Origin of the sequence: Polynucleobacter sp. UB-Tiil-W10, assembly GCF_018881605.1 — a bacterium.
Classification (GTDB): domain Bacteria; phylum Pseudomonadota; class Gammaproteobacteria; order Burkholderiales; family Burkholderiaceae; genus Polynucleobacter.
Genome location: NZ_JACVPZ010000001.1, coordinates 1881557 through 1893057 on the forward strand (window position 1 = coordinate 1881557; position 11501 = coordinate 1893057).

Genomic DNA, 11501 nt, shown 5'->3' on the forward strand with positions numbered 1-11501 from the left:
ACAAAAAAGGGATTTAGTGGCCTGCCCAGCACGATTCGAACGTGCGACCTACGCCTTAGAAGGGCGTTGCTCTATCCAGCTGAGCTATAGGCAGTATGAGTGCACTGGGACTGATTGAAACAACTAATAGAGAAAGTGGTCGGAGTACAAGGATTCGAACCTTGGACCCCCTGCTCCCAAAGCAGGTGCGCTACCAGGCTGCGCTACACTCCGACGGAATCGATATTCTACACCGAGAGCTCAATTGCAGGCAAATCCTGTAAGATTCTCCCCATGGTTGCCTATTTTTCAAGCAAATTAACAAAGCAAATCCGTGCCACATTGACTGTGGCATTGCTTATTTTTTGCTTGCTTGGCACCCACTGGATTGGCCTCTCACACAGCATCTCTCATGGTGACGCCCAATATCAAGCGCTTCAAACCAATGCTCCAGATAAGATCGATAAAAGTTTTAGCCACAGTTCTGAGATATGTCATTTATTTGACTCACTCACTTTGGCAGGATTTATTCCAAATGCTGATGTCGACCTCCATACCGTCTATGCAAGATCTTTAGCGATACGCGTACCATTTGATACATTCGCACCTTCGTTAATGATAGCCTCATACGAGTCACGCGCACCACCCACCCTCATCCTTTAAAACATTAGCGCTATTGCGCACTCCCGTTTTAATTAATCGTCATGCATTGGCGAATTTGGATGAATATGAATTACCGCCTTACTCAATTAACTTACGCACCCTTATTGGTGGCCACCTCCTTTTTTCTGACTAACCCTGCTTGGTCTCAGAATCAAGTAGACGCATTACCTCAGCTAGATGTCACGGGAGTGCGGGAAGGTAGCCAAGGGTTTTTATCCCCCAATAAAGTATTGTCTGGAGATGAGCTGCAAAATAAGCTTGCTGGAACACTAGGCGCAACCTTAGCAAATGAACTCGGTGTTTCTGCAACTGGTTATGGAGGGGGTTCATCAAGGCCAGTTATTCGTGGCTTAGAAGGTTCGCGCGTTCAGATTCTGCAAAATGGCTTATCAGCTGGTGATGTGTCTAGCATTTCCGCAGATCATGCAGTTGCAAGCCCTATGCAAAATACTCACCAGATCGAAATCTTGCGTGGCGCATCTGCCCTACTATACGGATCAGGCTCAAGTGGTGGGTTGGTAAACGTGGTAAATGACCGAATTGTTACAACAATGCCCGATATCGTTTCAGGAGCCATTAATACTAGCTACGAAACTGTAAATCAAGGTAAGACTGCCAATATAGAACTCGATGCACCTGCCGGCCCTTTGGCATTGCATTTTGATTCAGCTATCAGCAATTCAAATAACTATCGCATTCCCGGTTTCGCTGAACAAGGTGGACCCAATGCCAATTGGTCTATCAATCCGGGTGAGCCAGTAAATGTTCCTTATAACGGAAAGTTACCCTTCTCTTTTAGCAACCAGAATAGTTTAGGCTTAGGAGCAAGTTATGTTCGCTCAGATGGATATACCGGCGTCTCCTTGGAGCGCATGAATCATAACTATGGAATACCCACGGCGGAAGGTGGCTTTATTCAGCAGTCGCAAAATCGCTACGATATAGCCCATCAAACCAATGATCCTTTTGATGGCTTTAGTTCGGTAAAGATTAGCGCTGCAAATACCAATTATCAGCATACCGAATTTACCAATAACGGCGTTGCTTCTACTCAATGGAATAACACGGCAACAGAAGCAAGGCTAGAGTTGGCGCATAAAGAGCTGCTCGGATCAAAAGGGATTCTAGGGCTGCAAATAATCGGCTCTACTCTCAACGCAACTGATTTATCAACTAACAACTACGCAATTGTTCCGCTGACAAAATCAAACTCAAGCGCTCTCTTTTTGGTCGAGGAAGGTCGTTACGGACCTTTAAAAACAAACCTTGGGGCTCGATACAACTACACCAACCAAAATCCGAATTCAGGTACCCAGTTTTCTAGCGTAAGCAGCCAAGAATTTGTACCAACGGCCTATGGCCCTCCTTCACTGCAGAGTCGCCAATTTAATTTGATGTCTTATTCAGCTGGAGGTCTTCTAGATGTTGCCAAAGGTTATGGTGTTGGTCTTGCCTACACAGTTTCTCAAAGATCGCCTTCTGCCCAAGAGCTCTATTCTTATGGACCCCATGATTCGACGGCAACTTTTGATATTGGTAATTCTAATTTGGGTGTTGAAACATCACACAACCTAGAATTAAACTTTCAAAAGACGTTGGGCTTGATCCGTAGTAAAGCCAGCATTTACAAAAATCAATTTAATAATTTCATATACGGTTACTACACTGGTGCCTATAGTCAGGCTAATAATAACTTTTCTGTTGTACAAGCCTCTCAAGCAAATGCCTCCATACAAGGCGCAGAAGCGGAGCTGACTTATAACTGGAATGAAACTGGAGTGGGTGGACGTATATTTGGGGATGTATCCCAGGGAACGTTTACCTCAGGGGGAAACCTTCCTTTACAGCCAGCTCCACGTCTGGGCAGCGAATTGGCGTACCAACGTAATGGCTGGTTAACTAGTGCCACTTATATTTACAGTTATCAACAAAATAAATTAGCCACCTGGGAAATCGGTCCGACTCCAAGTTACAACCTAGTCAATGCCAACCTCTCCTATACCGAACGTATCGGGAAAGTAAATTGGACGGGTTACCTGATGCTCAAGAACTTGTTGAATGAAGAGATTCGTTACGCCACATCACCTATGGCAGTAAGGTTGTATGCCCCTCAACCTGGTAGAAGTTTAATAGTTGGTATTAGGGCTGCGTTTTGATGCAGATACTTACTATAGATATTTCAGTAGAAAAAACCCAAGCAGGCCTGAGCCCAGAATCACAAAGACAGGATTGATTTTTGTTCTCAAGATGAAATAAAGGGAAATCAACGCCAATCCCAAAGTGATTGGGCTAACGATGGATGATTTAGCAACGGCATAAACACCGGATGCCATTAATCCGATTGAAATTGGCTCTAGAGCATTCTGGATACTACGGCGCCAAGGGCTTTCTCCAAAGCGATTCCATATACGCCCTACATAAAAGCACAAAATACTCGATGGCAAAAAGAATGCGAGTAAAACAACTCCGGCCCCTATAAGTCCTGCTACCTGAAAACCAATTACTAGGACCATCAACATATTGGGGCCTGGAGCAATTTGCCCAATACTATAAATATGCACAAAGCGTAGATGATCGATGCCAAATTGGTGAAAGAGCATGGTCTGCATCTCTGGTAATACTGCCGTCCCACCCCCTACTGCCAAGAGCGATAGCAAACCAAAACTCAATGCCAATGACATTAAGTGACTCATGAGCTAGCTCTTGGACGGTAAATGTAAATTGCAATTGGGGCCATTATTAGCAGGACAATTGGCAAACTCAGCTTTACAAGACTCATCAAAAGAAAGGTGGGGATGATAATGAGTAGAGACTTAAGGTGCTTCCAGTGCTCATCACCTATTCGATAGGTAATTGCTGCCAATAAACCACATGCAGCTGCCGCAACGCCAGACAAAATAATATTTGCTAAAGGATGGTCCGTATTATTGGTATAGGCAACACCAATGATTAATACAAACAGAGATCCGGGCAATATTAGGCCAATAGTGGCTACGCAAGCACCCAGCACACCCCGCAAATGATCTCCAGCCAATACTGCTAGGTTCACAGAATTTAAACCAGGCATGGTTTGGCTTATTGCGAGATATCCCATGAATTCATCTGCAGTAAGCCAGCATTTTTTTTCAATTAATAGGATGCGCTCATAAGCAATAATCCCGCCGCCAAAGCTTACAGCACCAATCAATAAAAATTGAAAAAAGAGATCAAATAAGCTAACAGGAGTTACTTCATTAACCGAACTTGAAGAGCTCATTCAGGCTTTCCGTAGATTAATGCTGTTTTGGTGCTACCAATCTCCAGCCAGTCAGACAATTCAATTTGGAGTTTCTTGAAAAATTTATCCGCTCGCTTGTGAGCCTTTGTTAGGGATCGATTTTCATCATTCACGCGATATGAAAAAGCGAGCTCACCCACAATAGGATCGCCAGCGGACCTCATCCAAATAGCAATTTCACAATGCGCTTGAACACCATCGCCAAAGACTAAATTTCCTAATGGTAAACATGCTTCAAGAATCTTATTTGTTGGTCCGCCAACAATAACCACGGGCGTTTTTTTATCGATTGAAAGATTTGCCATTCCCGGAAAATACTTACAAATAGCGCTTAAAGATCTTTCAAATAATTTATCAATTGGTACCGCATCCAAAATCGCATTATTTGAGAAAATTTGGCGTCGAGTACCTAAGGCATCTCCGCGAATAATTTCCTCTTTAAAGCGAGCTCTTGATTTAATTTTCTTTTGAGGTGCAGGGTTGAAGTTAGAGGCATGTTCAATATCATGGGTTCGACACTTGAGCGTAACTTCTGCATAGTCGTCAACCCATACATTCTGCCGTGACTCTCGAACACGCAAGATAATATTATTCTGACGAAAATCCTCTCCAGGAGTATCGAAAAAATAAATATTACGTAAACCAGTATTTGCATTATCAAGATGAAAAAAATCTACTTTGCTTTTCTTGCAAAACTTGATGATCTGCTCGCTCAAAAGGGAGATTCTGGCGTGACGATCTAAACCCTTAGGTTTAATGAGTAGCTTAAACTCTCTGTTAGTGACGGATGGATGTAACTTCATAAAATTACCTTTTCTTTTCTTGGGCTAATTACCATCTCTTGAAAGCAATTCAATTTATACAGTTGGCACTAAATCAGCAATACTCTTGGCAGCCTTCATTGCCACATCAGCATCTTTGGTCTCAACCATCACACGCAATAACGGTTCTGTGCCTGAGGCACGAATAAGTACACGACCTATATTCGCAAGATCAGCCTCAACCTTTGCAATTTGTTTTTTGAGGTTTTCATCAGTCTTCCAGTCATACCCTGGTTTGAATTTCACATTCAAAAGAACCTGTGGGAAGATTTTGACGGAATCTAATAATTGCGCAAGACTCATCTTATTTTGACTCATTGCTGCCAATACTTGGAGGGCTGCAATCGTTCCATCACCTGTGGTGTGCTGGTCTAGACAGAGCAAATGACCTGAACCTTCGCCGCCAATAATCCAGCCATTCTGTTTTAGTAATTCAAGTACATAACGGTCACCTACATTGGCACGCTCAAAGTCAATACCCAGCTCTTTAATGGCATTTTCAACTGCAAGATTCGTCATTAAGGTGCCTACAACTCCACCCAGCTTCTGCCCACGCTCTAATCGATCTTTTGCTAGAACATACAGCAGCTCATCACCATTAAATAGGCGTCCAGAGGCATCAACCATTTGAAGACGGTCTGCATCGCCATCTAGAGCGATGCCAAGATCAGCCTTTTCTTCCTTAACCTTTGCAATTAATGCTGCCGGTGCAGTTGCTCCGCAACCATCATTAATATTGCGTCCATCAGGACTTACTCCAATGGAAACCACTTCAGCGCCCAGCTCATGAAAAACATGAGGTGCAGTGTGATATGCAGCTCCATTGGCACAGTCCACTACAAGCTTTAAACCTTTAAGATTTAATTCGCCAGGAAAAGTGGATTTACAAAATTCAATATAACGGCCTGCAGCATCATCAAGTCGAAATGCCTTACCGAGCTCTTTGGAATTTACACAGCCCATTGGCTTTTCTAATTCCGCTTCAATGGCAAGCTCAAATTCATCAGATAGTTTGTCGCCATTTGCTGAGAAAAACTTGATGCCATTATCTTGATAGGGATTATGTGAGGCAGAGATCACTAAGCCCGCTGTGAGCCGCAATGCTTTGGTGAGGTAGGCCACTCCAGGGGTTGGAATAGGGCCGCACAGCATAACGTCTACACCAGCAGAAGCAAAGCCGGCTTCTAACGCTGCCTCCAATAGATAACCAGAAACTCGAGTGTCTTTGCCGATCAAAATTTTGCAGCGTTCACCTGGCTTTGCATCAAGCGTCAATACTTTGCCAGCCGCATATCCTAAGCGAGTCATAAATTCCGGAACGATTGGAAAATGCCCTACTTCACCTCGAATTCCGTCAGTGCCAAAGTATTGTTTTTTCATAGATATCATTATAAAACTTAGACATGTTGCTAAGTATTTACCGCCTCCCAAAGCTTAAGGGCGTCTACAGTTTCAGCCACATCATGAACTCGAACAATTTTGGCGCCGCGATCGGCGGCCATCATCGCTGCAGCAACACTAGCAGCTACGCGTTGATTGGTATCTTTACCCGTGATTTTGCCCAACATAGACTTACGAGAAATTCCTGCCAAAACAGGAATCCCCAAAGTCGAGAAGTCAGCAAAGTTAGCCAGCATGTTGAGGTTGTGCTCTAGGTTCTTGCCAAATCCGAAACCAGGATCAATAGCAATGCGATCTTTTTCGATGCCCTTAGAAATCAATAGCTCAACTCGTTCTTTTAGAAACTGCTTCACCTCATCAACCACGTTCGTATAGTCAGGATTAAATTGCATGGTGAGAGGATCACGCTGCATATGCATCAGCACAATGCCGCAATCAGCACTTTCTAATACAGCGTCTATTGCACCACTCTGTCTAAGCGCCCAAATATCATTTACGCAATCTACGCCGGAACTCAGTGCTTGACGCATCGTTTCAGATTTATAGGTATCGATTGATAAGGGAATGCCGCAATCTTTAAGTAACTCAATTACTGGAATTACCCTATCCAATTCTTCTTGCAATTCGACGGGCTCGGCACCAGGCCTCGTTGACTCACCACCAATATCAATAAGATCAACGCCATTAGCGATCATATATTCCGCTTGAGCGACAGCATCCTTTGGAGTTCTGCATTTTCCACCATCAGAAAAAGAGTCTGGGGTGGCATTCAGAATACCCATCACGAGTGGGCGTTTGCGTTGATTGAAGTCAAAAAGAAAACGCCCACAACGCCAAGTTGTGGGCATATCGATGTGACCTTGCTTAAACATCAAAGGCGAAGGCCATCAAGAGCTCTTATGCAGTAGCAGGAGCGCTACCTGTTGCTGGACCAGGTGTTCCAGCAGAGTTTCCAAACTGAGTAGCTGGCGGAGGCAACGGTGCTCGTGGCGGACGACCTTCCATGATGTCAGTAATCTGTTCTGCATCAATGGTTTCCCATTCAAGCAATGCAGCCACCATCGCTTCAACCTTGTCACGGTTTTGCTCCAAGATTGATCTTGCCAAAGCATATTGACTATCAATCAAACTGCGAATTTCAGCATCTACCTTTTGCTGCGTTAATTCAGATACTGTCTTGGTGCTATTACGGCCAAAAATACTTTCTGATTCAGTGTCAACATAAACCATCGTACCCAAGCTATCGCTCATGCCATAACGAGTGACCATATCACGAGCCATTTTTGTAGCGCGCTCAAAGTCATTTGAAGCGCCCGTACTCATGGAATGCAGAAATAGTTCTTCTGCAGCGCGACCGCCAAATAAAATAGCCAATTCTTCCAACATGCGATCTTTATAGAGATTGACCCGATCAAATTCTGGGAGTTGCCATGTCACACCCAATGCCATTCCGCGCGGCATGATGGTGACCTTATGCACTGGATCGGCTTTAGGGAGCACTTTAGCAACTACTGCATGACCCGATTCGTGATAGGCAGTATTACGACGCTCTTCTTCGCGCATCACAGCAGACTTGCGCTCTGGTCCCATGTAAATCTTATCTTTTGCGTCCTCAAAGTCCTTCATGTCTACAGAGCGCTTATTTCGGCGAGCTGCAAATAAAGCAGCCTCATTTACCAAGTTAGCCAAATCAGCACCAGAGAAACCAGGCGTGCCTCGAGCTAAGACGGCAGCATTCACATCGGGATCAATTGGAACCTTACGCATATGTACTTGCAGGATTTGTTCACGACCACGAATGTCGGGTAAGCCAACATGCACTTGACGATCGAAACGACCTGGACGTAACAATGCTTTATCTAAAACATCAGAACGGTTTGTTGCAGCAACAACGATTACACCGCTGTTACTTTCGAAACCATCCATCTCAACCAACATTTGATTGAGGGTTTGTTCGCGCTCATCATTGCCACCGCCCATACCAGCACCGCGGTGACGGCCAACTGCATCAATCTCATCAATAAAGATGATGCAAGGAGAATTTTTCTTAGCATTCTCAAACATATCGCGAACACGAGATGCGCCAACACCAACAAACATCTCTACGAAATCTGAACCAGAGATTGAGAAGAAAGGAACTTTAGCCTCACCAGCAATTGCACGTGCCAAAAGAGTCTTGCCGGTACCAGGAGGGCCAACTAGTAATACGCCATGAGGAATTCGGCCGCCGAGCTTTTGAAACTTCTGGGGGTCTTTTAAGAAATCAACTAACTCAAAGACTTCTTCCTTGGCCTCATCACAACCAGCAACATCTGCAAAAGTAACCGTATTGCTGTTCTCATCAATCAAACGTGCTTTAGATTTTCCAAAGGAGAATGCTCCGCCTTTGCCGCCACCCTGCATCTGACGCATCATGAAAAACCAAAAACCGATAATCAATAACGTTGGTCCCAGATAGTACAAAGCATTAGTGAGCATGCTTGGTTCCTCCTCAGCCTTACCAGAAACTTGAACACCATACTTCATTAAATCGCCAACCATCCAGATATCTCCAGGAGAGATTAAGGAGTATTTGTTGCCGTCTGTGGGGGTAACCGTAAGATTAGTACGACCCTGAACATCCACACGCTTAATCTTTCCAGCCTTGGCATCGTCCATAAATTGAGAATAGGTGACCTGGGTTTGTTCCTTGGGTTTATCAAACTGCTTGAAAACAGTAAAAAGCACCAAGCCCACAATGAGCCACACACCGATTTTTTGGAACATATTGCTGTTCAAAATGAGTCCTTTTCTGGATTAATCCAGGAGTTAAAGCGAATCGCTACCTAAGTATTTGATTCTACTACCACCCTTTTTCAAGGGCTAATGGCATATTTATTTATTAAAACCCTACTAAAACAGGGTTATTTGGCCAATATTAGGCTTATTTCGGTGGTTTTAGGTTTCTACCCAAAAGGAAAATCTCTGAAGAGCGAGCCCTAGAGGCTTTCGGCTTTCTAGAGGCAACCGTTTTAAAGACCTTCTTAAATGATTCAACTATTTGGCTATAACCACTTCCGTTAAAGCACTTAATGAGCAAAGCCCCTTCAGGCTTAAGATGATCAACCGCAAAATCTAGCGCTATTTCCGCTAGAAAGGCCATTCGAGCGGCATCAGCTACGCCGACACCAGACAAGTTTGGAGCCATGTCAGAGAGAACCAGATCAACCTTACCTTCGGCCGCTTTTGGAAGTAAGGCTTCAAGTGCGGAAAGACCTTCTTCTTCACGGAAATCGCCCTGAATAAAGCTGACATCAGCAATATCCTCCATCGGCAAAATATCAATAGCGATAATCTGGCCATCAGGTTTTCCTGACTCAATCTTTGGATTGGATTTGCCAAGTTCAGTTAGACGATTGCGGGCGTACTGAGACCAGCTCCCAGGAGCGCTCCCTAAGTCCACAATGGTCATACCAGCTTTGATGAGGTGATCTTGCTCGTCAATTTCACTGAGCTTATAAACTGCCCTAGCGCGATAACCCTCTTTTTGAGCCATCTTCACATAGGGATCCGTTAAATGATCCTGCAACCAACTTTTATTAAATTTATTCTTTGCCACAACTTACCCACTTTCGTCTTCTATTTTCCTAGTTTCCGCCCTCTAAAGCAAAAGGAATTAAGGTAAAAATCGTTAAATTCGACCTAATAAGGTCATTTTCATAATGAATGCTCTATCATCGAGTCCATGACTGCACTTATCCTCACCCCCGCTCAACGCAAATCCCTCAAAGCCGATGCTCATGACTTAAGTCCTGTGGTGATGGTTGGCGGCGATGGTTTAACGCCTGCCGTAATTAAAGAAGCTAAATTAGCGATCAATCACCATGGCTTAATTAAGATCCGTGTTTTTGGAGATGAACGTGAAGCCCGCATCGCCATCTATGAAGAGCTCTGCGATAAGTTAGGTGCCGCTCCAGTCCAGCATATCGGTAAGCTGCTCGTTTTATGGAAGCCAAAAGATGTAGTTGATGAGGCATTTAGCAATCTTGGGCGTTCAAGCAAACAAACGAAGAAGTCACTGCAAGCACCGCGCACCAAACGACAACCTAATCGTACGGTTACTAAAACAGGTGTGCGTACGAGCACTTCCGAGAGATCTGATCGTCGCTCTGCATCAAATAAGTCTCCTTTTGAGCGAGCTGCAGCCGTGAAGTCGGCAACCCCTAAGAAACGTGTGTTGCGCTCTGAAGCTGCAGAATCTAAGATTGGTTGGTCTTCACCTGGCTATAGAAAAGCAGCAGCTGCACCAGCTCCCATCAAGAAACGTAAAGTGAGAATGAGCAGCACCAAGAAAAAATCATTGGGCTCTTAATAAGTCTCTAACTCAAAAACAAAACGCTGCTAGTCAGCGTTTTTTGTTGCCCGCCACACAAGAGCAAGCCCAAGCAGAGTCTGGATCATAAAGACAGTGCTTGATGCCCCATGAAGTCGATTAAATAAATCTGCATAGGTAGACTCACGCACTGACAAACCCAAATACAGAGCTTGATCTCTGAGAGAATTCATCCAAGGTATCAGAATAAATGCAGCCGCTATTGCACAAGCCAGCATGCCGAGCAATAGCCATCGGGAAGAACGGTATCGAGCTATTTCTTGTCGGACAAGGTAATTAGCCATCACCATTAAGATGGAGCAGATAAAAACACCAGAATAGGCTGTTACTTTAAATAAACTGGCTGCTACCATTCCGGCAACTTGCCGATCACCCAGACTTGAGAAGAGGACGGGCACTACCAAAAAACCGATGGTAATAAAACTGCCAACCCAGAGACCCGCTATTAGGCTAAATATTCTCTGGGTACGGACATGGTGCATTAAACGTAACGTACTGCCAGAATTTCAACTTGACGATTACCGCCTGGAGCTTGAACAGCAACTACATCACCCTCTTCTTTGCTGATCAAAGCACGAGCAATTGGTGAGCTAATAGAAATCTTATTAAAAGCAATATCGGCCTCATCGTCACCAACGATTTGATAGGTGAGCTTAGTGCCATCTTCAAGATCCTCTAGGTCAACCGTGGCACCAAAAACTACGCGGCCGGTTACATCCAGTGAAGAAGGGTCAATAATCTGAGCAGCTGAGAGCTTGCCCTCTAGCTCCTGAATTCGGCCTTCAATAAAACCTTGTTTCTCTTTGGCGGCATCGTATTCAGCATTCTCTGACAGATCGCCTTGAGCGCGAGCTTCGGAGATCGCAATAATCACTGAGGGACGCTCTACATGCTTTAGGCGGTGCAATTCTTCCTTGAGAAGTTCTGCACCGCGCTTGGTAATCGGAATTGTGCTCATGCTGCTAACCTAACTTGAATTCTTGCGCAA

General features: G+C 44.5%; 12 protein-coding genes and 2 tRNA genes. 3 read left to right on the top strand and 11 right to left on the bottom strand.

What is annotated here, in order from left to right; all coding sequences use genetic code 11:
- Window positions 1-17: 17 nt before the first annotated feature.
- Window positions 18-94: transfer RNA gene (locus tag ICN33_RS09645), tRNA-Arg, on the bottom strand.
- Between the two features lie 42 nt (window positions 95-136).
- Window positions 137-213, bottom strand: a tRNA-Pro gene (locus ICN33_RS09650).
- A 60-nt stretch (window positions 214-273) separates the two neighbouring features.
- On the opposite strand from ICN33_RS09650, the gene ICN33_RS09655 reads away from it, so the two are divergent.
- Both ICN33_RS09655 and ICN33_RS09660 read left to right on the top strand, forming a co-directional pair.
- Window positions 274-642: a hypothetical protein gene (locus ICN33_RS09655; RefSeq protein ID WP_216196363.1), complete on the top strand. Its 369-nt coding sequence runs from the start codon at window positions 274-276 to the stop codon at window positions 640-642.
- 59 nt (window positions 643-701) lie between these two features.
- Window positions 702-2798: a TonB-dependent receptor gene (locus tag ICN33_RS09660; protein WP_216196364.1), complete on the top strand. Its 2097-nt coding sequence runs from the start codon at window positions 702-704 to the stop codon at window positions 2796-2798.
- A gap of 12 nt (window positions 2799-2810) precedes the next feature.
- Here ICN33_RS09660 and ICN33_RS09665 read toward each other — a convergent pair whose 3' ends face one another.
- The 7 genes from ICN33_RS09665 to ICN33_RS09695 form a co-directional block, all read right to left on the bottom strand.
- Complete coding sequence (locus ICN33_RS09665) at window positions 2811-3335, bottom strand: chromate transporter (RefSeq protein WP_216196365.1); 525 nt, start codon at window positions 3333-3335, stop codon at window positions 2811-2813.
- Window positions 3332-3898 carry a chromate transporter gene (locus ICN33_RS09670; RefSeq protein WP_216196366.1) on the bottom strand — a complete coding sequence of 189 codons (567 nt, stop codon included), beginning with the start codon at window positions 3896-3898 and terminating at the stop codon, window positions 3332-3334. The genes ICN33_RS09665 and ICN33_RS09670 overlap by 4 nt, the downstream gene beginning before the upstream one ends.
- Window positions 3895-4635, bottom strand: a complete 741-nt coding sequence (locus ICN33_RS09675; protein WP_216196367.1) for a hypothetical protein — start codon at window positions 4633-4635, stop codon at window positions 3895-3897. The genes ICN33_RS09670 and ICN33_RS09675 overlap by 4 nt, the downstream gene beginning before the upstream one ends.
- Before the next feature lie 141 nt (window positions 4636-4776).
- Window positions 4777-6120 (bottom strand): phosphoglucosamine mutase, encoded by a 1344-nt coding sequence (glmM, locus tag ICN33_RS09680; RefSeq protein WP_216196368.1) that lies wholly within the window; start codon window positions 6118-6120, stop codon window positions 4777-4779.
- A gap of 29 nt (window positions 6121-6149) precedes the next feature.
- Window positions 6150-7013, bottom strand: coding sequence for a dihydropteroate synthase (gene folP / locus ICN33_RS09685; RefSeq protein ID WP_255530795.1), 864 nt, complete (start codon window positions 7011-7013; stop codon window positions 6150-6152).
- Window positions 7014-7038: 25 nt separating this feature from the next.
- Window positions 7039-8919 (bottom strand): ATP-dependent zinc metalloprotease FtsH, encoded by a 1881-nt coding sequence (ftsH, locus tag ICN33_RS09690; protein ID WP_216196369.1) that lies wholly within the window; start codon window positions 8917-8919, stop codon window positions 7039-7041.
- Between the two features lie 145 nt (window positions 8920-9064).
- On the bottom strand, window positions 9065-9739 hold the full coding sequence (locus ICN33_RS09695) for an RlmE family RNA methyltransferase (RefSeq protein ID WP_216196370.1): 675 nt from the start codon (window positions 9737-9739) through the stop codon (window positions 9065-9067).
- Window positions 9740-9865: 126 nt separating this feature from the next.
- Between ICN33_RS09695 and ICN33_RS09700 the strand changes: the two genes are divergently transcribed.
- Complete coding sequence (locus tag ICN33_RS09700) at window positions 9866-10492, top strand: YhbY family RNA-binding protein (protein WP_216196371.1); 627 nt, start codon at window positions 9866-9868, stop codon at window positions 10490-10492.
- Between the two features lie 29 nt (window positions 10493-10521).
- On the opposite strand, the gene ICN33_RS09705 is transcribed toward ICN33_RS09700, so the two are convergent.
- On the bottom strand, window positions 10522-10995 hold the full coding sequence (locus ICN33_RS09705) for a DUF4149 domain-containing protein (protein WP_216196372.1): 474 nt from the start codon (window positions 10993-10995) through the stop codon (window positions 10522-10524).
- Window positions 10995-11471: a transcription elongation factor GreA gene (gene greA / locus ICN33_RS09710; protein ID WP_216196373.1), complete on the bottom strand. Its 477-nt coding sequence runs from the start codon at window positions 11469-11471 to the stop codon at window positions 10995-10997. Before greA ends, ICN33_RS09705 begins: the two co-directional genes overlap by 1 nt.
- Window positions 11472-11501: the final 30 nt, after the last annotated feature.